The organism is Streptomyces prunicolor, assembly GCF_045162825.1.
Classification (GTDB): Bacteria; Actinomycetota; Actinomycetes; order Streptomycetales; family Streptomycetaceae; genus Streptomyces; species Streptomyces prunicolor.
Genome location: NZ_CP108676.1, coordinates 5902988 through 5924001 on the forward strand (window position 1 = coordinate 5902988; position 21014 = coordinate 5924001).

The 21014-nt window shown below is 69.4% G+C and carries 24 protein-coding genes; 14 read left to right on the plus strand and 10 right to left on the minus strand.

The genetic code is table 11. The features are described from left to right. The first annotated feature begins 124 nt into the window (after nucleotides 1-124). Both OG588_RS27245 and OG588_RS27250 read left to right on the plus strand, forming a co-directional pair. Entirely contained in the window at nucleotides 125-1939 is a 1815-nt protein-coding gene (locus OG588_RS27245) for a bifunctional metallophosphatase/5'-nucleotidase (RefSeq protein WP_405949591.1), read from the plus strand. Between the two features lie 244 nt (nucleotides 1940-2183). Then, a complete protein-coding gene (locus OG588_RS27250; protein ID WP_405949592.1) occupies nucleotides 2184-2465 on the plus strand; it encodes a hypothetical protein in 282 nt (93 codons plus the stop codon). A gap of 25 nt (nucleotides 2466-2490) precedes the next feature. Here OG588_RS27250 and OG588_RS27255 read toward each other — a convergent pair whose 3' ends face one another. The 3 genes from OG588_RS27255 to OG588_RS27265 all read right to left on the minus strand — a co-directional run bounded on the left by OG588_RS27255 (nucleotide 2491) and on the right by OG588_RS27265 (nucleotide 4263). Next, entirely contained in the window at nucleotides 2491-3096 is a 606-nt protein-coding gene (locus OG588_RS27255) for a TetR/AcrR family transcriptional regulator (protein ID WP_405949593.1), read from the minus strand. A gap of 64 nt (nucleotides 3097-3160) precedes the next feature. Further along, nucleotides 3161-3421, minus strand: a complete 261-nt coding sequence (locus tag OG588_RS27260; protein WP_405949594.1) for a DUF397 domain-containing protein — start codon at nucleotides 3419-3421, stop codon at nucleotides 3161-3163. Then, the gene (locus OG588_RS27265; RefSeq protein WP_405949595.1) at nucleotides 3418-4263 is read right to left on the minus strand and encodes a helix-turn-helix transcriptional regulator; all 846 of its coding nucleotides are present in this window, start codon (nucleotides 4261-4263) and stop codon (nucleotides 3418-3420) included. The genes OG588_RS27260 and OG588_RS27265 overlap by 4 nt, the downstream gene beginning before the upstream one ends. 116 nt (nucleotides 4264-4379) lie before the next feature. Here OG588_RS27265 and OG588_RS27270 point away from each other — a divergent pair, with 116 nt between their 5' ends. The 4 genes from OG588_RS27270 (at nucleotide 4380) to OG588_RS27285 (ending at nucleotide 5954) form a co-directional block, all read left to right on the plus strand. Further along, nucleotides 4380-4775 carry a hypothetical protein gene (locus tag OG588_RS27270; RefSeq protein ID WP_405949596.1) on the plus strand — a complete coding sequence of 132 codons (396 nt, stop codon included), beginning with the start codon at nucleotides 4380-4382 and terminating at the stop codon, nucleotides 4773-4775. Between the two features lie 118 nt (nucleotides 4776-4893). Continuing rightward, a complete protein-coding gene (locus OG588_RS27275) occupies nucleotides 4894-5157 on the plus strand; it encodes a hypothetical protein (RefSeq protein WP_405949597.1) in 264 nt (87 codons plus the stop codon). Beyond that, a complete protein-coding gene (locus OG588_RS27280) occupies nucleotides 5154-5567 on the plus strand; it encodes a hypothetical protein (RefSeq protein WP_405949598.1) in 414 nt (137 codons plus the stop codon). Before OG588_RS27275 ends, OG588_RS27280 begins: the two co-directional genes overlap by 4 nt. 96 nt (nucleotides 5568-5663) lie before the next feature. Continuing rightward, complete coding sequence (locus OG588_RS27285; protein ID WP_405949599.1) at nucleotides 5664-5954, plus strand: hypothetical protein; 291 nt, start codon at nucleotides 5664-5666, stop codon at nucleotides 5952-5954. 4 nt (nucleotides 5955-5958) lie between these two features. Here OG588_RS27285 and OG588_RS27290 read toward each other — a convergent pair whose 3' ends face one another. Beyond that, nucleotides 5959-6174 (minus strand): 4-oxalocrotonate tautomerase family protein, encoded by a 216-nt coding sequence (locus OG588_RS27290; RefSeq protein WP_405949600.1) that lies wholly within the window; start codon nucleotides 6172-6174, stop codon nucleotides 5959-5961. Nucleotides 6175-6315: 141 nt separating this feature from the next. Between OG588_RS27290 and OG588_RS27295 the strand changes: the two genes are divergently transcribed. Further along, nucleotides 6316-7200, plus strand: a complete 885-nt coding sequence (locus OG588_RS27295; protein ID WP_405949601.1) for a helix-turn-helix domain-containing protein — start codon at nucleotides 6316-6318, stop codon at nucleotides 7198-7200. Here OG588_RS27295 and OG588_RS27300 read toward each other — a convergent pair. From OG588_RS27300 to OG588_RS27315, 4 genes are all read right to left on the minus strand, one after another. Continuing rightward, complete coding sequence (locus tag OG588_RS27300) at nucleotides 7197-7847, minus strand: hypothetical protein (protein WP_266859994.1); 651 nt, start codon at nucleotides 7845-7847, stop codon at nucleotides 7197-7199. The genes OG588_RS27295 and OG588_RS27300 overlap by 4 nt on opposite strands. Before the next feature lie 89 nt (nucleotides 7848-7936). Beyond that, nucleotides 7937-10399, minus strand: a complete 2463-nt coding sequence (locus OG588_RS27305; protein ID WP_405949602.1) for a dolichyl-phosphate beta-glucosyltransferase — start codon at nucleotides 10397-10399, stop codon at nucleotides 7937-7939. Nucleotides 10400-10440: 41 nt separating this feature from the next. Beyond that, nucleotides 10441-11145, minus strand: a complete 705-nt coding sequence (locus tag OG588_RS27310; RefSeq protein ID WP_405953227.1) for a GntR family transcriptional regulator — start codon at nucleotides 11143-11145, stop codon at nucleotides 10441-10443. 178 nt (nucleotides 11146-11323) lie between these two features. Next, nucleotides 11324-12679 (minus strand): aspartate aminotransferase family protein, encoded by a 1356-nt coding sequence (locus tag OG588_RS27315; RefSeq protein WP_405949603.1) that lies wholly within the window; start codon nucleotides 12677-12679, stop codon nucleotides 11324-11326. Between the two features lie 313 nt (nucleotides 12680-12992). On the opposite strand from OG588_RS27315, the gene OG588_RS27320 reads away from it, so the two are divergent. Further along, nucleotides 12993-15191, plus strand: a complete 2199-nt coding sequence (locus OG588_RS27320) for a protein kinase domain-containing protein (RefSeq protein WP_405949604.1) — start codon at nucleotides 12993-12995, stop codon at nucleotides 15189-15191. A 104-nt stretch (nucleotides 15192-15295) separates the two neighbouring features. Here OG588_RS27320 and OG588_RS27325 read toward each other — a convergent pair whose 3' ends face one another. Beyond that, nucleotides 15296-16018: an SLATT domain-containing protein gene (locus OG588_RS27325; protein ID WP_266860002.1), complete on the minus strand. Its 723-nt coding sequence runs from the start codon at nucleotides 16016-16018 to the stop codon at nucleotides 15296-15298. A 287-nt stretch (nucleotides 16019-16305) separates the two neighbouring features. Here OG588_RS27325 and OG588_RS27330 point away from each other — a divergent pair, with 287 nt between their 5' ends. The 4 genes from OG588_RS27330 (at nucleotide 16306) to OG588_RS27345 (ending at nucleotide 19315) form a co-directional block, all read left to right on the plus strand. Beyond that, complete coding sequence (locus tag OG588_RS27330) at nucleotides 16306-16650, plus strand: YbaB/EbfC family nucleoid-associated protein (protein ID WP_026151362.1); 345 nt, start codon at nucleotides 16306-16308, stop codon at nucleotides 16648-16650. A gap of 73 nt (nucleotides 16651-16723) precedes the next feature. Then, the gene (gene recR / locus OG588_RS27335; RefSeq protein ID WP_327402451.1) at nucleotides 16724-17323 is read left to right on the plus strand and encodes a recombination mediator RecR; all 600 of its coding nucleotides are present in this window, start codon (nucleotides 16724-16726) and stop codon (nucleotides 17321-17323) included. Beyond that, nucleotides 17316-17975: a DUF5063 domain-containing protein gene (locus OG588_RS27340; RefSeq protein ID WP_405949605.1), complete on the plus strand. Its 660-nt coding sequence runs from the start codon at nucleotides 17316-17318 to the stop codon at nucleotides 17973-17975. Before recR ends, OG588_RS27340 begins: the two co-directional genes overlap by 8 nt. 182 nt (nucleotides 17976-18157) lie before the next feature. Continuing rightward, nucleotides 18158-19315, plus strand: a complete 1158-nt coding sequence (locus tag OG588_RS27345) for a DUF4765 family protein (protein ID WP_405949606.1) — start codon at nucleotides 18158-18160, stop codon at nucleotides 19313-19315. Nucleotides 19316-19332: 17 nt separating this feature from the next. On the opposite strand, the gene OG588_RS27350 is transcribed toward OG588_RS27345, so the two are convergent. Beyond that, nucleotides 19333-19728, minus strand: coding sequence for a hypothetical protein (locus OG588_RS27350; RefSeq protein WP_405949607.1), 396 nt, complete (start codon nucleotides 19726-19728; stop codon nucleotides 19333-19335). A 78-nt stretch (nucleotides 19729-19806) separates the two neighbouring features. On the opposite strand from OG588_RS27350, the gene OG588_RS27355 reads away from it, so the two are divergent. Next, a complete protein-coding gene (locus OG588_RS27355; protein ID WP_405949608.1) occupies nucleotides 19807-20628 on the plus strand; it encodes a helix-turn-helix domain-containing protein in 822 nt (273 codons plus the stop codon). After that, on the plus strand, nucleotides 20625-20816 hold the full coding sequence (locus OG588_RS27360; RefSeq protein ID WP_405949609.1) for a DUF397 domain-containing protein: 192 nt from the start codon (nucleotides 20625-20627) through the stop codon (nucleotides 20814-20816). The genes OG588_RS27355 and OG588_RS27360 overlap by 4 nt, the downstream gene beginning before the upstream one ends. The last annotated feature ends 198 nt before the right edge of the window (nucleotides 20817-21014 follow it).

Sequence of the window (21014 nt, forward strand, 5' to 3'; positions counted from 1 at the left end):
ACCTTGACCGGCCCTTGGGCTGTCCGTGGTTACGCCGGTAACAGGTGGAGGCCAGCATCTACGCGGGTAGCCCGCCGCGCCCCGCTCGCCACACCCGCTCTCTGCGCCCTTCCAGGAGTCCTGAATGCCCGTCAATCCCATGAATCGCCGTGAGTTCGTGCAGAAGACCGCCGTCACCGGCGCTGTCGCGGCCGTAGCGGGAACGGCGGCGGTGACCCCGGCCGAGGCCGCCGACCGTCACCCCAAGCCCCATCCCAAGCCGAAGCCGAAGACCTGGTCGTTCTCCATCCTGGGCACGACCGACCTGCACAGCCACGTCTTCGACTGGGACTACTACCTGGACAAGGCCTACTCCGACGCCAAGGGCAACTCCGTCGGCGTCGCCCGCGTCGCCACCCTCATCAAGCAGCAGCGCAAGGCGAAGGGCGAGGGGCACGTCCTCCTCGTCGACGCCGGTGACATCATCCAGGGCACCTCGCTGGGCTACTACTTCGCGCGCGTGGACCCCATCACGAGCGGTTCCAAGCACCCGATGGCCACCGCCATGAACCACATGCGCTACGACGCCGCCGCCCTCGGCAACCACGAGTTCAACTACGGCATCGACACCCTGCGCAAGTTTGAGCAGCAGTGTCACTTCCCGCTGCTCGGCGCCAACGCGCTGGACGCGAAGACCCTGCGCCCCGCCTTCGCCCCGTACACCGTGAAGAAGATCCGCGTCCCCGGCGCCCCCGACATCAAGGTCGGCATCCTCGGCCTCACCAACCCGGGCATCGCCCTGTGGGACAAGGACAACGTCAGCGGCAAGATGGTCTTCCCGGGCCTGGTCGAGCAGGCCAAGAAGTACGTCCCGCGCCTGCGCGCGCTCGGCTGCGACGTCGTCTTCCTCACCGACCACTCGGGCCTGGACGGCAGTTCGTCCTACGGCGACGAGCTCCCGTACGTCGAGAACGCCTCCAACCTCGTCGCCGAGCAGGTCCCCGGCATCGACGCGATCCTCGTGGGCCACACCCACGTCGAGGTCCCGTCGTACACGGTGAAGAACGAGGAGACCGGCGACGACGTCCTCCTCTCCGAGCCGTACTGCTGGGGCTACCGCCTGAGCGTCTTCGACTTCGAGCTCGAACTCGTCCGCGGCCAGTGGAAGATCACCAGCAAGACGGCCCAGACCCTCAACCCCAACACGGTGGACGAGGACCCGGAGATCAAGAAACTCCTGGAAGCCGACCACGAGTTGGTCGTGAAGTACGTCAACACGTCCGTCGGCACCTGCACCGAGGACCTCTCGGCGGCGGAGTCCTGCTGGAAGGACGTGCCGATCATGGACTTCATCCAGCAGGTGCAGATGGACTCGGTGAAGGCGGGCCTCTCGACGGCCGACGCGGCCCTCCCGCTGATCTCGGTCGCGGCCCCCTTCAGCCGCACGGCCGACATCCCCAAGGGTTCGGTCACGATCAAGGACATCGCCGGTCTCTACATCTACGACAACACCCTCTACGGCAAGAAGCTCACGGGCGCCCAGCTCAAGGACTACCTGGAGTACGCGGCGAAGTACTACCACCAGGTGCCGGCGGGCACGAAGGTCGACACCGCGACCCTGACGAACGCCAACAGCTTCTGGGACTACATGTACGACGTCGCGGCGGGCGTCTCCTACGACATCGACATCGCCCAGGCCGAGGGTTCGCGGATCAAGAACCTCACCTACAACGGCACGGCGGTCACGGACGACCAGGTCTTCGTCGTCGCGGTCAACAACTACCGCGCGAACGGCGGCTCCGGCTACCCGCACATCGCGTCGGCGGAGACCGTCTACAGCGCGACCGACCAGGTCCGCGACCTGATGATCGCCTACGTCACGGCGAAGGGCGCGCTGGACCCGGCGGACTTCGCGGCGGTCAACTGGAAGCTGACGCAGGCGGGGACGGCGGTCTTCTAGGCTGCCGATTCCTGTGAGTTGCTGTGAATGATCAACTTCGCGGCCTCTTCACACCGGACATTCATTAGGTTCCGTCCACGTCCTGTCGAAGACGGTTTTCCCTGGCGGCGCTCCTGTTTCTGGAGGGAGCGCTCGCCGTGTTCGTCTCCGTGGGCCTCTACGGCGACGGGTCGGCTGTGGTTCTACGGCTGTTCTTCGGCGCCGCGGCCGGGACGCTGATGCTGATCGCCGGGGGGACGAGCCTGTGCTGAAGCCACTGGGTGAGGAACTGGTCGGACTCTGGGCCGAGTCGCTCCTCACCGCGACGTCCGCCGCGTGGTGGACCTACCTGCTGTGGGCCCACCGCGACGCCCTGTACGCCGACCCTGCCCCGGTGGCACTGCTCCTCACGGTCGTGCTGTCACTGCCGGTGACGTGGACCCTGTGGCTTCGAGTGGTCCGACTGCACGGTGCGAACCTGGCGCTGGTCGCGGTACGCGGCATCGCGGTGCTGACGTTGTCCCTCTGGCTCTTCCAGGACCTGTAGATCACTGACCCGCGGGTCAGCCGGGTCAGTCGGGGCAGGTGAGCGGCAGGCCGAGGCAGGCGTGCAGTGCTTGGCTCAACCGCCCGTCGACAGCCGCACGTTCAGCTGCGGTGTCGGGTGACTCCTCCGGCGGGATGAGTGCGTACGGCATTGCCGTGGTGAGCACGGCGAGCGTGGCCGTGTCCTGCTCGGTGCCGCTGGGCAGATGTGCGGTCACATGCTCGGTCAGCCAGTGCTGGGCCGTCCGGTGCCACAGGGTGTCCGGACGGAGGACGGCGGCGTACGTCAACGCCGGTTCGGTCCGCGCCATCGCCGCGACGACCGGATGCTCCCGCAGCAGCCGGGCCGCCCGCACCACCCTGCGCACTCCAAGACACCGCGGTGGCGGCAACGGGCCGGGTACTTCCCGGGCCAGGTGCAGCAGACGTTTCAGTTCCTGCATCGTGGCATCGCGGAGGAGTGCGTCGGGAGAGGCCCAATTCCGGTAGAAGAACGGACGGTTGGTGCCGGCCAGCTGTGCGATGTGGGTGATGCCCGTGCGCCGGGGCCCCCGCGCGGCCAGCGCGTCCAGAGTCGCGCGGTACACGGTGGCCATTCCGGGCGGTTCCTGCACCCGCTGTGAGCTGTTCATGTGAGCAGCTTGGCGCGGGGGGAGGTAGGTGTCTTGGAAAAGTGTGTCAGTTTCCCCGAAAGTGTCACACTTTTTCGGGGGAGGGGTGGGGGGAGGCGAGGAAGGTGCACCAGGCCGCATCGGAGACGGTGACGATCCCGCCGCCCGGATTCTTGGAGTCGCGGATGTGGATGGTATGGGGGCAGGCGGCGATCTCGACGCAGTTCCCGCCGCCGCCGTCGCTGTACGAGGACTTGCGCCAGTCGTAGGCGACTTCGACGCAGTTCCCGCCACCGCTGTCGCTGTAGCTGGACTTGAACCACCGCAGGGCGCGGGTGCCGCTCATCTCTCTTCTCCTGCCAACCGCTCGATGAGGCTCAGGGAGTCGTCGGGGCTCAGAGCCTGTGCGCGGATCTTCGCATAGCGGTGCGTCAGTTGGGACACTTCCGGCGGATCGCTGACCAGGATGCCCTGGTCCTCGATCTCCATGTAGACGACGTGCTCGTGGTCCTTGGTCACCACGAGCTTCATGGCGCCACGGTCGCCCGCGTACGTTCCGCGCAGTCCGCGATCCAGCGGCAGCACCTGAACACACACATTGTCCCGTTGCGCGTCTTCAGCGAGCGAGCGCAACTGCTCCCGCTGCACGTCCCAGCTGCCGAACGGCCGCCTCAGTACGCCCTCTTCGACGATCAGCTCGATCATCGGGGCCGGGTCCCGGTCGAAGAGTTTCCTGCGGGCCAGCCGCGCCTCGACGAGTTCCTCCCGCTTCTGCTCGGACACTGGCGGATAGCCGCCGCCGATCAACGCCCGCGCGTAGGCCTCGGTCTGGAACAGGCCGTCGACGACCAGCGTCTCGTACGACGAGATCGTGATGGCCCCCGCCTCGATCTCCGCGAACCCACGGAACCGGACCGGGTACTTCTCCAGCAGCATCCACTTGCGTGCCTTGTCGAAGACCCCGAGCCCGGCCCCGACCGTCTCCTCCAGCTTGACGAGCATGTCATCGCTGGCGGGCTGCGCGCAGGTCTCCATCGCGCTGATCGCCGACCCGGTGTAACCGATCGTCTTGCCCAACTCGGTCTGCGTGAGCCCCTGTTGCTCACGCAGCGCTTTCGCCAGGGCGGCGACGACATGCGCCGCACCGCCCGCCTCCGACTTGTTCTCCGTCCGCGCCATCGCGGTCACCCCCGGACTCAACCGAACTCAACCGGTCACCAACACTCCGCGCCCGTGTCCAACCGTCGCGGACAGTCGACGCAGAGTTATGGAAGACGCTAGCCGGACCCGCCGAAACTATCCGCATGGATACGCAAAGTGACCTGAAATGGATCCCCGCAACCGGCATCCAACTCCGCAAGGCGGGAGTCCAGTTCGACGCGGTACGGGTGGACGGCGACGAGGGCAGAGACCTCGCGGACAGGCTCGCGCGCATGACAGGAGGGGCGCCGGGTCCAGTCGTAGAAGAGGCGGCGGGCAACAGGGCCGTCTACTTCCTGGTCCCGGTCGGCAGCACGTCCCACCGCCCCTGGCCACCCGGAGTAACCCGCCTCACCGCCGGCCCGAACCACATGTCGTACATCCCGGTACCGGCCCTCAATGGCCAGACCTGGCCCCTGAGTTGGCGCTACCGCCCGACGGCCCCGGACCACTTCGTCCACACGCTGTTGCTACGGACCGCCCTGCAGCCCCAGGACTGACGAGCATCCCGGACTCCCGACCGCGCCCCCGTGTGGACGGGCCTACCCAACCGAAGGGTGTGCGATGACCGCATTGCTCGACAGTGCCGATACGGTATACCGGCAGTATACTTTCGTTATGGCTGACACCACTGTCAAGGTCGCCCCCGCTGTCCGTGACCGCCTCATGGTGCTGGCGCGTGAGCGTGGGATGACCATGCGCGATCTCATCGCCGAGCTGGCGGGGGCCACGCCCACGCAGGAGGAGCTGCGGAAGCGGTACGAGGAGACCAAGGCGTACTGCGAGACGCACTTCGGGGTGACGCTCACCGACGAGGATCATGACCGGGCGGAGAAGGTCTGGCAGGACCTTGAGGCCGGCCGGCCCGTGGGCAGTCTGTGAGCGGGGCGAAGGCCGGGTCGACCGGCGTCGTCTTCGACGAGTCAGCCCTGCTGGCGCTCGGTTCGGGGAACTCGCTCGCCTCGCAGTTCGTCGCGAACACCGAGCACGGGCCCACCCGGCACGTCTACGTTCCCGCGCTGTGCCTGGCCGCCGCCGACGGTATGCGGAAGGGGCTCGCCGAGCGCATCGGGTCTCTGCCCGCCGTGGAGATCGTCGAGTTGGACTTCTCGGGGGCGTCCACCGTAGGTGCGCTGCTGCGTGACGGGGTGGAGTGGCGGCTCGGTCATGCGGTCCATCTGTCCCGGCCGACTGTCGACTGGCCCGACGGGCGGCATGTCGTGACCGTCGACCCTGACGCGTACGCGGACATGCCTCTCGTGCGGACGATCCGGTTGCCGTACCAGCGGTGAACGGAAAGGGGGCGCCCTCACCGGGCCGCCCCCTTTGTCCAGGCATATCCTGAATGTGTCCACCCCGCGCACGCCGACCAGGAGAAGGTGACTGCGATGCGCATGATGCTGAAAGCGTCCATGGACACGGAGAAGGGGAACGAGGCCATCCGCAACGGGACTCTCGGGAAGCTCATGGAGGAGTCCCTGGAGCAGATCAAGCCCGAGGCCGCCTACTTCACCGCGGACGGCGGGAAGCGGACCGCCTACCTGTTCTTCGATCTGGAGGACCCCTCCGACATTCCGTCGATCAGCGAGCCGTTCTTCCTGAACCTGGGTGCGGAGTTGACGTACACCCCGGTGATGAACCCGGAGGAAGTCGCGCAGGGGCTCTCCAAGATTCGCTAGGCGCTCACTCCTGCGGTGTCCCCTGGATCTTGGCGAGGGTCAGGACGCCGCCGCCGATGCCCCAGCCCGCGTCGGCGACTTCCTCCACCAGGACGAGCGTGGTGGCGCGGGCGCCGTCGCCGAAGATCTCGGCGTACAAGTCCGTCGTACGCGTGATGATCTGCTCCTTCTGCTCCGTGGTGAGGGCGCCGGCAGGGACCTTGAAGTTCGCGAAAGGCATGGTGTTCTCATTTCTCGTGCTGGTGGGACCGTGTGGGTATGAGGCAACCCTGCGTCCGCGGCGCCCGCCCGGCCAGGGCTGAGCCCACCCAGGGGTTGGCGGCCCCTGGCTCGGACCCCGTGGAGAGGAGACGATGAGTGGGTGAACCTTCCCGAACTCGCGGCGTTCCTCAAGTCCCGGCGTGACCGGGTCCGGCCGGCCGATGTCGGGCTGCCTGTCGGGCCCCGGCGCCGGGTGCCCGGTCTGCGGCGCGAGGAGGTCGCGCAGCTGGCGGGGCTGTCCGCCGACTACTACACCGAGCTGGAGCGGGGGCGTGGCGCTCAGCCATCCGCCCAGACCCTGGCCGCCCTCGCCCGCGCGCTGCGGCTCGGCGGTGACCAGCGCGACCACCTGTTCCACCTCGCCGACCGGCCGCTGCCCGAGTCGGCGCGGGGCACGGGCGCGCGGCACGTACAGCCCGCCCTGCTCGGGCTGTTGGACCGGCTGGCCACCACCCCGGCCCAGGTCATCACCGACCTGCACGAGACCCTCGTACAGAACGAGTTGGCGGTGGCGCTGCTCGGCAGGGCGCCGGAGCCGCGCGGCCCGGCCACCGGGTTCGCGTACCGGTGGTTCACCGATCCGGACTCCCGTGCGGTCTACCCGCCCGAGGATCATCCGCACCACTCACGCGTCTTCGTCGCCGACCTGCACGCGGTGGCCGCCCGCCGGAGCCGTGACAGCGAGGTCGCCGGGATGACCGCCGCGCTGCGGCAACGCAGCGCGGAGTTCGCCACCCTCTGGGACACCCACGACGTGGGTCTGCGCCGCACCGATCACAAGCGGATCGTGCACCCCGCGCTGGGCGTCATCGAGCTGGACTGCCACAGCCTGTTCAGCGAGGACGGCCGTCAGCGCCTCCTGTGGTTCACCGCCCCGCCCGGCACCGAGGGCGCCGCCCAGCTCGAACTGCTCGGCGTCATCGGTACGCAGGACATGGCGGCGGCGGCCGAGGACAACTCCCGCACCGCCGACCGAAACCGCTAGCTGAACACGATCATCGAGCCCTGGGCCAGGCTCCGCGTCGCCGCCGCGTGCAGGCCCAGCCAGACGTGGCGTTCTCGCGCGAACGGGCTGGGGTCGTACGGCGCCGCTACGGCCGGTTCCTCCAACTCCGTGGGAGCGGAGGGGGCTTGGGGTGCCGCCGGTGGGTTCGTCGGGTCGATGCCGATCGTCGGGGCGACGAACTCCAGCTCGCGGAGGAGGGTTTGGGAGGAGCCCAATGGGCCGCCGCCTGCGAGGAGTTCGTCGTTCGCGAGGGGGTGCGGGAAGTCGACCGGGACGTAGGCGCCCGCGTGGTCGTAGTGCCAGACCAGGTGGGACTGCTGGGCCGTCGTCTCGAACATCTCCAGGAGTTGTTCGTAGTCGCCGCCCAGTTCGTCGACCGGCGTCACCGGGAGACCGCAGACCTGGAGGAGGTAGGCCCGGCGCAGGAAGTGCAGCGCGTCGTAGTCGAAGCCCGCGACCGGGGCGACCTCGCCGGACAGGCCCGGCATGTACTGGTACACCGGCACCGGAGGCAGTCCTGCCTCGGCCAGCAGCGAGTTGTAGAGCGCGAGCTCCTCGGCGAACGGATTGTCGGGGGTGTGGCACAACACGTCGACGAGCGGGACCAGCCACAGGTCACAGGCCAAAAGGGGCTCCTCGGTTACTCGCTGCGCAGCGTGGTGTTCGCATGGTGGTCAGGCAAGAGTAGGGGGAAGAGTAGTCGGTGCGGCCCGGGTCAGCTCCCCTCGTGCAGGTCCCATACCCACACGCCGTCCACCCACTTACCGGGTCGGCCCACCAGCTTTTCCACAGCGGTGCGGAGCTTGTCGTCGTTGGGCTGTGGAGCGACCACCAGGGCGCCCGCGTGCCAGAACGCGAAGTCGGTCCTGGCCTGTGCCTGCCAGTTCTTGCCGATGGTGGGGATGACGCCGGTGTAGCGCACGTCACGCAGCATGTTGGAAGTGAAGCGGGGCGAGGCGCCGTAGATGCCGATGCGGTCGTCGCCGTAGGGGCCGTTGAAGTAGCCGCCCGGCATCTTGAAGCCGAGGCCGGAGGCTGTTTGCCAGTGCAGGGGCTCCGCGGCGCCGGGGTCGGCGAGCGGGACCGGGACGATGGATTCGCCGGCGCGGACGTACGACTTGTAGGTGCCGTCCGTGAAGAAGGCCGGTACCGCCGCCCGGTCAACTGCCTTCAGGGGCGCGGGGATGATCGGGATCAGGGCCATGCACACGGCCAGCAGGCCCACGTACTGCGTGCCGATCTGTCGCGTCGCCGCCAGCTTCTCCACCGCGATCGCCAGCATCATGCCCAGCGCCGGTGCGCAGATCATCGCCACCCGGCCCTCGATCACCGACTCGAAGAGCGGCTTGTGGGCGAGCAGGGCCCACGGGCCCGGGTAGATCGTGTCCGTGAGGGGGATGCGGATTTTGGGGCCCATGGAGAGGATCGCCGCCGCGATCGCCGTGAAGGCGAGTGCCTTGACGAGGGCGTGCTCCCACAGGCGTACGACGATCGCGAAGGCGAGGAGGACGAGCGGCCAGCCGTAGAAGGCGTTCTGCTCGGTGGGGTTGAGGGAGAGGGAGTTCGCGCGGACCTCGTTGCCCGCGATCAGGGAGCGTTCGGCGAAGGAGAGGAGGGCCAGTGGGCTGTTGCCGGCGTTGTCTCCGTGTAGGACGCTCTTGTAGCTCTGCGGCCCTACGAACTGATACCAGAGGGGGATCAGGATGATCGGGGCGCAGACCGCCGCCGCGATGCCCAGGCCCTTGAGGAGCGGGCGCCAGGACGCCCGTACGACCTCCCTGTTGAGGACTCCGTAGGACGCGGCGAACAGGACCATGCCGATCGACGCCAGGAGCAGCGGCTCCTCGCCGAGGAAGATCTGGTAGGCCGCCATCACGCCGAGGACGATGCCGTCGCGGAGCACTCGCGTGCCCGCGCACAGGCGCAGGGCGCGGTCGATGATCAGCGGGATCATGAAGAGGATGACGAAGTTCGGGTGCGCGTTGGCGTGGCTGACCATCGGCGGGGCGAAGGCCGCGAGCGAGGCGCCGACGAAGGCCGCGGCCCGTTGCCGTACGACGCGCTTCACGATCAGCCAGTACCAGGCGGCGGCCGTGGCCGCGAGGCCGAGCGCCATGCAGACGCTGAGCGAGACCGCGGGGCCGGCCAGCAGGGTCAGCGGCGCGAAGGGGACCGACAGGCCCAGCATGACCGTGTTGGCCATGAGGTTCACGCCGTCGGGGAAGCCCTGGAGGTTGGAGAAGAACGGGTTGTGGAAGTGGGCGACGTTGTCGGCCGTGACCGCGAAGAACCACTCCCACTGGTTCTGGTCCTGGAGCGAGTCGGCCAGGTAGCGGTGGTTCGGGTCGAAGAGGCGGCCCGAGTAGAGGCCGACCGACATGAGGAGGAAGAGGACGACGACCAGGATGTCGACCGGGCGCAGGGAGCGGGCGCGGAGGCGGGCGAGTTCGGTGAGGACCCGGGCGTAGTCCAGGGGTCGTACCTTCGAGCCGGACTGGTGGGCCCAGCGCACCGGGACCTCGGTGACCTCCCAGTCCGCGCGGCGGAAGTGCTGGAGGACCTCTACGTCGATGCCCCAGCCGTTGATACGGGAGGCGGCGAAGGCCTCGCGGGCGCGGTCGCCCTCGAAGAGCTTGAAGCCGCACTGGGTGTCGCGTATGCCGGGCACCGCGGCCTGGCGTATGAGCAAGTTGCCCGCGCGGCCCAGGAGTTCGCGGACCGGGTGCTGGTGGCTCTCTATCGTTGCGCCCGGCGCGGCACGGGAGCCGATCGCCGCCGCACGGCCCTCGCTCAGCTCCTTGTCGAGCTTCTCCAACTCCTCGATGGGCGCGGCCAGATCGGCGTCGGTGACCAGCACGCGGTGCCCGCGCGAGGCGGCGACGCCGAGGCGCAGGGCGTGGCCCTTGCCACGGTTGCGGGGGCTGGTGACCAACTGCACGCGCGGATCGGCGCGGGAGGTGACGACCTCGCGGGTCCCGTCGTCGGAGCCGTCGTCGGCGACGATGATCTCCCAGTCGCCGAAGCGGCCCTCGTTGTCGCCCAGGTATGTGGTGATCGCGTCGAGCGTGGGCCCGAGCCGCCGCTCCTCGTTGTAGGCGGGCACGACGACACTGAGGTCCACGGCGACACTGGGGTCCACGGAGGAACTGGGGTCCACGGAGGAACTGGTGGGGTCCACGGAGGCACTGTCCACGGCCGGAGCGGCCCTTTCCGGTCCGGTCACCGGGCGGCCAGCCGCTCGATGAGGTCGAGGGAGTGCGTGTTGTACGCCAGGACGATCGAGCGCGCGGCCAGGGTGTCGCGCCGCGCCAAGGCGTCGACCAGTTCGGTGTGTTCGGACCACAGGCGGCCGCGCAGATCGCTCAGTCGGCGCAGATGCTGCACCGTGCACACCCAGGACTGCACGCGCAGCCGGTGCAGGAAGTCGCCGAGGTAGGGGTTGCCGAACATGGCGCTCAACTCGCGCCAGTAGCGCAGGTCGTAGCCGATCAGGATGGTGAGGTCACCGGCGTCGGCGGCGCGCTGCGCCTCCTCGCCGCGGCGGCGGACACCGGCGAGCGCGGCGACCGTACGGGGGTCCTCGGTGCGGTCGAAGACGGGGTGGCCCTCCATGAGGGCCATGAACATGCCCTCGGTGACCAGGGCGCGGGCCTCGATCATCCCGCGGTGGTCGGTCACCGAGTACTCGTGGACGCGGAAGCCGCGGTGCTGGTCGGCTTCCAGGAGGCCCTGCGCGGAGAGATCGACGAGTGCTTCCCTGACCGGGGTGGCGGAGACGCCGTACTGCTCGGCGATCTCCTTCACCGTGAACTCCTGGCCGGGTTGGAGCCGGCCTGCCAGGACCTCGTCGCGAAGCGCGTCGGCGATCTGCTGCCGCAGGGTGCTGCGGGTCACGGCGCCGCTGCCGCTGCTTCCTCCGGGCATCGTCGGAGCGTCTCCCTCATCGCGTTCGATGGCGTACTCGTATATGTCTACGAGCACGCCACCTTACGCGTTCGGGTTCCCGCCCTGCCCGAATGCGGGCACCATATGAACGGACCCGCCCATTCCGGGCGTTAAGAGGTGTATTCGGTGGCGTTTCCGTGGCGTTTTCGGTGGCGTATCAGACGGTGAATTCGTCCGCCACGGAAAGCGCCGCGTCCAGCGCCGCGAGCCCCTCCTTCAGTTCGGCCTCGGTCACGTTGAGCGGCGGGACGACGTGCGTGCGGTTCATGTTGATGAACGGCCACAGTCCCTGCTGCTTGGCGGCGCCCCCGAAGGCGGCCATCGCCGCGTTCGCCTCACCGGCCGCGTTGTACGGCACCAGCGGCTCGCGCGTCTCCCGGTCCTTCACCAGCTCCAGCGCCCAGAACATCCCGACGCCCCGCACCTCGCCGATGCTCGGGTGCCGCTCGGCCAGCGCCCGCAGCGCGGGCTCGACGACCGTCGTACCGAGGGACTTCGCGTTCTCCACGACCCCTTCCTCGGCCATGACGTTGATCGTCGCGACGGCCGCGGCACAGGCCAACGGGTGCCCGGAGTACGTCAGTCCGCCCGGGTAGGGGCGCTTGCCGAAGGTGTCCGCGATCGCGCCGGAGATGGCGACCCCGCCGAGCGGCACATAGCCGGAGTTCACGCCCTTGGCGAAGGTCATCAGGTCCGGTACGACGTCGAACAGATCGGCCGCGAACCACTCACCGGTCCGCCCGAACCCGGCCATCACCTCGTCCAGGACGAAGACGATCCCGTACTTGTCGCAGATCTCCCGGACCCCGGCGAGATAGCCCGGCGGCGGCACCATGATCCCGGCGGTGCCCGGAACGGTCTCCAGGACGATCGCGGCGATCGTCGCCGGGCCCTCGAAGGCGATCGTCGTCTCCAGGTGCTCCAGCGCGCGCTCGCACTCCTGCGCCTCGGTCTCGGCGTAGAAACGGGACCGGTACAGGAAGGGCGCCCAGAAGTGCACGACCCCGGCGGCGGCACCGTCACTGGCCCAACGCCTCGGGTCACCGGTGAGGTTGATCGCCTGCTGCGTACCGCCGTGGTACGAGCGGTACGCCGACATCACCTTCGGCCGCCCGGTGTGCAGCCGGGCCATCCGCGTCGCGTGCTCGATCGCGTCCGCGCCGCCGTTGGTGAAGAAGATCTTGTCCAGGTCGCCGGGGGTGCGCTCGGCGATCAGCCGGGCCGCCTCCGAGCGGGCCTCGATCGCGAAGGCGGGCGCGAAGGTCGTCATCGTCGCGGCCTGCTCCTGGATCGCGGCGACGACCTTCGGGTGCTGGTAGCCGATGTTCGTGTAGACGAGCCCGCTGGTGAAGTCCAGGTAGCGCTTGCCGTCGTAATCCCAGAAGTACGACCCCTCCGCGCCGGCCACGGCGAGCGGGTCGATGAGCTCCTGCGCGGACCAGGAGTGGAACACGTGCGCGCGGTCCGCGGCCTTCACGGCGGCGCCGGCCTGGGGGTTGGGCTGAGGGGTCATGCGGGTGAGCGTAAATGTCCGCGATGCGGAAACGGAATCGGCGTCCTGTCTGTGGTCGGGGGGTTTCCGCGACAGGTTGTCGGGGGTGGGGGCGGGATCCGGTGTGGGGCGGGGGCGGGATCCGGTGTGGGGCGGGGCCGGGCTTCCGTCGGCCGGGCCGGTCTCCCGTTACGGAACCGTAGACACCGCACCGGCCAATCCCGCCCTGTCCCCGCACTATTCTCGGTCTGTCGTGGAGCACGGGGGTGCGACCGGGGCGTGACCGGGGCGTGACCGGGGCGTGACCGGGGAATTCAGGGGAGGCGGCGCGGTCGTGGAGAAACTGGGGGCGGGCGATCCGCAGCGGATCGGGGCGTACCGGCTGTTGGCCCGGCTGGGCGCCGGTGGCATGGGGCACGTATATCTGGCCCGCTCCGACCGGGGGCGCACGGTCGCAGTGAAGCTGGTGCGGGAGGACCTCGCCGCGCAGGAGGAGTTCCGGGCGCGGTTCCGGCAGGAGGTGCTGGCCGCGCGCCGGGTCGGGGGCCATTGGACGGCGCCCGTGCTGGACGCGGACACCGAGGCCGAGGTGCCGTGGGTGGCCACCGGGTATGTCGCCGGGCCGAGCCTGCACCAGGTCGTCGGGCGCGATCACGGGGCACTGCCCGAGCGCTCGGTACGGATCCTCGCGGCCGGTCTCGCGCACGCGCTCCAGGACATCCACGCGGCCGGCATCGTCCACCGCGACCTCAAGCCGTCCAACGTGCTGGTGACCATCGACGGCCCCCGTGTCATCGACTTCGGCATAGCGCGGGCCCTGGAGACCCAGGCCGGTGACGGGCTCACCCGGACCGGTTCGCTGGTCGGCTCGCCCGGTTTCATGGCGCCGGAACAGGTACGGGGCGATCGCGTCACCCCGGCGAGCGACGTCTTCTGCCTCGGCTCCGTCCTCGCCTACGCCGCGACCGGCACCCTTCCCTTCGGCAGCTCCAGTAGCGGCGTCCACGCCCTGATGTTCCGCATCGCCCAGGAGGAACCCGATCTGTCGGGCGTCCCCGAGGGCATCGCCGACCTCGTCCGGGACTGCCTCCGCAAGGACCCGGCGACCCGCCCCACCCTCCACCGCATCCTCGACCGCACGGGCGCGGAGGACACCGTCTCCGGCGGCCGCTCCCGCGACCCGTGGCTGCCGGGCACGCTGGTCGCCCAACTCGGCCGCCACGCGGTGCAGTTGCTGGACACGGAGGACCCGGAGACGGCGGAGCTGCCGAGGATCGATCCGGGGAGCGTGGAGCCCGAGCGGGCGGATGCGGAGCGCGTGGAGCCTGAGCGGGCGGAGGCGGAGCGCGTGCAGCTTGAGCGGGCGGAAGGGGAACGGGTGGAGCTTGAACGGGCGGAAGCGGAACGGGTGGATCTGGAGAAGGCCGCGCCTGTTTCGGCTGCCGCTCCTGCTCCCGCTCCCGGTGCCGCCTCCGCCCCTGTTCCCCCTCTCCCTTCCACTCCGCCTCCCGCCCCTGTTTCCGCCCCCACTCCCACCGCCGTGGAGAAGCCGGACCTCCTCCACATCCCGCCCGCCACCGTCTCCGAGGCCTCCCCCGAGCACGCCCCGGCCTCCGACGACTCCTCCCCGGCGCCGCCCGCGCCGACGACGCCCGACGACCGCTTCCCGGCGGAGGTCGAGGTGCCGGCCGGAGCGCCCCGTACACCGACCCGGCAGCCCCCGCAGCCCCCGCACCCGGCCTACGGCTACCCGCAACAGCACCCCCAGCCCTCCACCGCCTACGGCCCCCCGCCACCACCGCCCGACACCTATCCCCAGCCCCCGGCCCGCCAACTCGTCGGCTGGGGCGGGCAGGTGCCGTACAACCCCTACCCCCACAACGGCGGCCTCGGCGCCACCCCGCCCTACGGCCCGGGGCCGGTCGGGGCGGCCCCGCTGTACGGGGAACCCCAGCCGCCGCGCCGGAACGGCAGGTCGACCGCGCTGCTCGTCGTGGTCGCGCTCGTCGTCGCGCTGGGGGCGGGCGGTTCGGTGTACGCGCTGATGAAGAGCGGCGGTAACGGCAGCCGTACGGCGGCCGGTCCGGGCGGTCACGCCACCAGCGCCGCGCCCACGACCCCGGGGCCGACCACGACCAGCGGGAAACCGTCGCCCTCCGCCTCGCCCTCGGCCACACCGACCGGCGCCGGCGCCGTACCCAGCGGATACCTCGGCACCTGGAACGCGTCCATCGACAACGACACGGGCCACAACACCCGCCAACTCACCATCCGGCAGGGGAAGGTGGGGGATCCCGTGCTGACCCTGGTGGCGGACGGCCCGAACTACCACTGCGAGTTCAGCGCCGACCTGACCCAAGAACCGGGCGGGGAGAGCCCGTTGGCGATCGGTGCCTCCGCCGTCACCGCCGGGAAGCCGCTGTCGTCCTGCAACCCGGGCTCCGCCACCGAGATCACCCTGCTGTCGGACACCACGCTGGAGCGCGTGAGCACCAGCAACGGGGAGAAGCTGACGTACACGAAGGCGGGCTGAACGGTGGGCTGGACGTCGGGCTGAATGGTGGGCTGGACGTCGGGCTGAATGGTGGGCTGGACGTCAGGCTGGACGTCGGGCTGAACATCGGGCCGGAGCCCACCTCACCGAGGCTCGGGTGGCCGCTGCCTCGGCATGTTCGGGCGGCTGCCCCCGCCCCCCGGCCCACCCGGCCCCGGCGGCTGCGGGAACCTGCCCTGGACGACGGTTCCCTCCTGCCGGCTGCCGGGGACCACCGCCGACTGGATGCCCAGCGGCCCCGACCCGGTCCGGAACTCCACCATCCAGTCGGCGGTCTCCACCCGGACCAGTTCCGTCACGTCCTCCGAGAAGCGCCGCAGCACCCCCAGACACCGGTCCGCGGCCTCGCTCGCCGTGCCCTCCGCGGGGCCCAGGAACTCCCGGACGCCCTCCGACGCCCAGTCGAACTGGAGTGCCTGAAGACGCCGCTGCACGGCCTGCGCCGTAGCGACGTCCCGCATCCAGCCGGACGTCATCCCGAAGAACCGGTCCCCGGCCACGCACGCCACCCCCAGCAGCAGCGCCAGATAGCCCCAGGAGGCCAGCCCGCCCGCCACCCCGGCGAGGTCCAGCAGGGGCAGCGCGACCCCCGTCACCGCGCCCAGCGCCGCGCCCGCGCGCAGCACCCGCGCCCCGCGCCGCTTCCACACCCGCTCGGTGAGATACCGGTCCGCCGTCTCCAGAGCCCCGCGCTCCACCCACCGGTAGAGCTCGTCCAGCCGGGCCGTCGGCTCGCCCCAGTCCCCGAGCGGAAACGTCCGCCCGGCCAGATCGCCACCTTCGGGCTGAATCTCCGGCTGACCCACCCGGCACTCCCTTACGTCGTGTGACACCTGATGCTGATGTGCCGGACCCTTCCTACCGCGCCCCTTCCTACCGCCCAATGGGTGGCGAAGGATCTGGTTTCACCTCTTTTCCGCCCGGAAGTGGGTCTTGATCAGGTATAGGACACGATGAAGACTCACTCGAAAGAGTGCCGAAGCGATGACTGCCCGGACCACGTAGGCTCGTGCCGAGCGGGCGGAACCGCGCCCATACAGCCGTATCCATGACTGACAACCGACTGACAGCCGTACGAAACCAGGAGCTGATCGTGATTCCCGGTGGTGGCCAGCCCAATATGCAGCAGCTGCTGCAGCAGGCCCAGAAGATGCAGCAGGACCTGGCGGCCGCGCAGGAGGAACTGGCGCGGACCGAGGTCGACGGACAGGCGGGCGGCGGGCTGGTCAAGGCCACCGTCACCGGCTCCGGCGAGCTGCGCGCGCTGAAGATCGACCCGAAGGCGGTCGACCCCGACGACACCGAGACCCTCGCGGACCTCATCGTCGCGGCGGTCCAGGCGGCCAACGAGAACGCGCAGACCCTCCAGCAGCAGAAGCTCGGCCCGCTCGCGCAGGGACTGGGCGGCGGCAGCGGTATCCCGGGTCTGCCTTTCTAAGACAGGCCGCGGCCAACTACGGTACGTACGTGTCACGCGTACCGCATGACTCCACGGAAGGGCAGGCAGTCCGTTGTACGAAGGCGTGGTCCAGGACCTCATCGACGAGTTGGGGCGACTCCCCGGCGTCGGTCCCAAGAGCGCGCAGCGGATCGCCTTCCACATCCTCCAGGCGGAGCCGACGGACGTACGGCGGCTCGCGCAGTGCCTGATGGAGGTCAAGGCGAAGGTCCGCTTCTGCGCGACCTGCGGAAACGTCGCGCAGGAAGAGCTGTGCGGCATCTGCCGCGACCCGCGCCGCGACCTCACGGTGATCTGCGTGGTCGAGGAGCCGAAGGACGTCGTGGCGGTTGAACGCACCCGCGAGTTCCGGGGCAAGTACCACGTCCTGGGCGGCGCGATCAGCCCGATCGAAGGCGTCGGACCCGACGACCTGCGTATACGAGAACTTCTCGCGCGGTTGGCCGACGGTACGGTCACGGAACTGATCATTGCCACGGACCCGAATCTGGAGGGCGAGGCCACGGCCACGTACCTCGCCCGCATGATCAAGCCCATGGGCCTCAAGGTCACCCGCCTGGCCAGCGGCCTCCCGGTGGGCGGCGACCTGGAATACGCGGACGAGGTGACCCTCGGCCGCGCCTTCGAGGGGAGACGACTCCTAGATGTCTGACGCCACGCTGCATGCCACCGATCCGGACCCGGACGACTTCGCGGTCCAGATCGCGGACCAGATCGAGAGCTTCCTGGTGGCCGTGTTCGAGGTAGCGAAGGGCGAGGACCCGGACTCCGCGGTCCCCTTCCTCCTCCTGGAGGTGTCCCAACTCCTCCTGGCGGGCGGCCGGTTGGGCGCGCACGAGGACATCCTCCCGGACGAGCGCTACGAGCCCGACCTGGGCCCGGAGCCGGACGTGGACGAGATCCGCGAGCGCTTCGCGGTGATGCTGGAGCCGATCGACGTGTACTCGGAGGTCTTCGACCCCTACGAGCCGCGCAAGGCCCCGGTACCGGCCCGTATCTCGGATGACCTCGCGGACGTCATCACCGACCTCCGCCACGGCATGGCCCACTACCGCGCCGGCCGCACCACGGAGGCCATGTGGTGGTGGCAGTTCTCCTACTTCTCCAACTGGGGCTCCACCGCCTCGGCCTCGCTCCGCGCCCTCCAGTCCCTGGTAGCCCACGTCCGCCTCAACCAGCCCCTCCCGGAACTGGACGGCCTGGACACGGACGTGAGCATGGGCGACGAGACGCTGGAGTTCGAGGCGGGGGCTGTGATGGCGGAGGAGATCGCGGGGCCGCTGGGGATTCGGCCGGTGAAGTAGCCGACCGGCGTGGATCGGTGTGACTGAGCACACCAGTTGGCGAGTTGAGCAAACCCATGGGCAACGGTGGTTGCCCATAAGGGCAAGGTCGTTGCGCCAGGGAGCAGCATCCACGCAAGGCGGTTTCACGCTGCGGTTGGGCATGGTGGAGTTCCCGGCAAGCCAAGGAGAGGTCCTCACCGATGCGCTACGACGACAAGGCCCGCACGTCCCCTCAGTCTCCGGCGCGGACGCCACTGAAGCCGGTGCCGTCCCGGACGCCGGCGGCGGCCGGTCTGTCCGGGGACCTGATGGCTTTGCAGCGCAGTATCGGCAATGCCGCCGTGGTGCAGTTGCTGGCTGCTCAGCGAGCCGAGGAGGAGCACCAGCACGGCGAGGGCTGCGGGCACCAGCCGGTACAGCGTTCCGCTGCCGAAGCGGTCCTGCGTTCGGCCGGCCGCCCGCTCGAATCCGCCAAGCGTACGGAGATGGAAGCCCGGCTGGGGGCCGACTTCTCCGAGGTCAAGGTGCACACCGACGCCGTGGCCCAGCGTTCGACCGCCGAACTCGGCGCACGGGCCTGGACCTCGGGTAATCATGTCGTCATAGGCAAGGACGGCGGTGACGATCACACGCTGGCCCATGAACTCACGCACGTGATCCAGCAGCGCTCGGGCCCGGTCGACGGAACTGCCGGAGGCGACGGCCTCAAGGTCAGCGATCCGAGCGACCGCTTCGAGAAAGCAGCCGAGGCCAACGCCGCACGGGCCATGTCGCAACCCGCCCCCGCTGTGCAGCGGGCGATGCCGCAGGAGACAACCAGGTCGTCCGGCACGGAGACATCGGTGCAACGGGCCCGCTACGCGACCTCGAAAACGCAGCGTGACCCGGACAGCGACAACTACGACTCGGATGACGACAACTTCGACACGTTGATCAGCCGGCTGACTCCTCCCACGGACTACTCGACCGTGGCAAGCATGGTTGCGGAGGGATCCGAGCACGGGGTCTACCTCTGGCGCGGCACCAGCCTGGCCACCGCCAACAGCATGGCGAGCAGGGGAAGCGCGGGGGGCAGGACGGCAGACCCGAGTGTCAGTGCGCCGAGCAGCGCGAGCAGCCGATCCCAGGTGGGACACGGCGGCCAGCTGCCGGAGTTCACCACGGGCACAGGGGTGGCCGAAGGCTTCAGCTTCCGGAACGCACTGGTCGTCGTCTATGTCGCCGCGAAGTATCTCTCCAAGGGCAGCTCCAGCGAGGAAGGCTGGATCGCGGATCCCAAGGCGCCGCTCACTGTGGTGGACATCGTCGACCGCACCCGCCAGCAGGGTTCCGGCCGACGCGGCGCGAACGCGTCCTGAATCAGCCGACCGCCCCCTCAAAGCACCGCGAGCAACCGGCCCGCCTCCACGAAAGGGGCCGTGACCGTAGGCTCGCTGTACCAGCGCAGTGGCCAGGTGTTGCCGTCGAGCGCGGGAATCCCGATGTACGTGACGCTGCGCGTCCTCCTGCCGCCGAACTGCTGTGCTCCCAGGGGCCAGTTGTGCCGGCGTACTTCCCCGGGCGCCAGCAGGAAGTACATCCACCGGAACCCCGCGGCCTCGCAGACGACGGGCCCCGCATCCCCGTCGGCGGCCTCGATGAGACGTGTGGCGACCCGTTCCCCCCGTACGCCCTCGATGCGTACGGCGTCGAAGTGGACGCCGGTGAGGCGCAGTTGGTGACCGGACGCGGGGATCCAGTCCGGCCGGTGAATTGAGTCGGTCATGGTCACACGGTGGCGCGCACGAAGCTACGCTCGGTAGTGACTGAGGTGATACACGCAGCGGTGTATCCGTCGGAGGTGGGTGCTGTGTCGGGCCAGTCCAACGCCAATTCCAACTCCCCGCCGCCTGTGGCCTGGCGGTACAGCGGGAACCAGCTGAAACGCTGGCGCACGAAGGCGAACGTCAGCCGTGAGGAACTGGCCGCCGCCTCCCACTACGCGCTGGACACCATCAAGTCGATGGAGCAAGGCGTACGGAGGCCGACGCCACGAGTGCTCGACACGGCTGACGATCTGTGCCACGCGGACGGCATGCTGAGTGCGGCGAAGGACTACCTGAACAAGGAGAAGTTCCCGTCGCGGGCTCAGGACTTCATGGAGCGGGAGAAGGAGGCGATCAGCCACTGGTCGTACGAGACCACGGTCGTCCCGGGGCTGTTGCAGACGCCGGGGTACGCGCGCACGCTGATCGAGAACCGCTGCCCGCCCCTGGACGAGGAGACGGTGGAGGAGCGGATCGAGGGGCGCGTGGAGCGGCAGGCCATCCTCACGGAGCGGAAGCCGCCGGTGGCCCTGAGCTTCGTCCTCTACGAGGCGGTGCTGCGCAGCCCTCAGGTGGACACCGAACAACTGCGCCGTCTGCTGGAGGTGTCCCGGCTGCGGAACGTTACCGTGCAGGTGCTCCCCTTCGAACGGGCCACCAGCGACGCGCTCATGGGACCCATGGTGCTGCTGGAGACCCGCGACCACGAGCGCTTCGCCTATACGGAGGGGCCGTTCGCCAGCGAACTGTCGGCCGATCCGGAGGTTGTCAGCCGGGTGAGCGAGCGGCTTAGCATGATCCGCACGCAGGCTCTCAGCCCTGCTGAGTCGGCCCGTTTCGTCGAACGGATGGTGGATCAGCCATGAATGACCAGCTGAAGTGGTTCAAGTCGAGTTACAGCGACAACGAGGGCGGCAACTGCGTCGAGGTCGCCCTCCCCGCACCGCAGTTGACCGTCCACATACGCGACTCCAAGAACTCCGCGGGACCCGAACTCGCCCTCCCCGCCCCCGCCTGGACGGCCTTCGTCTCCGCAGTTCAGCCCGGAGCTTGAGGACCCTGTTGGCCAATCCCGTCAGCGGGCCGGGGCGACCCTGCCCAGCTGAGAAAGTGTGACACTTTCGCGAGAAGTGTCACACTTTTCTGGAGGGGGTGGCCCGGCCGCACCGGATTCGCCAACGGCATCCTTGAGCCCCGGGCTCCGGGCTCCGGGCCCCGAGCCCCGAGCTCCGAGCTCTTTTCTTGGGTTCTG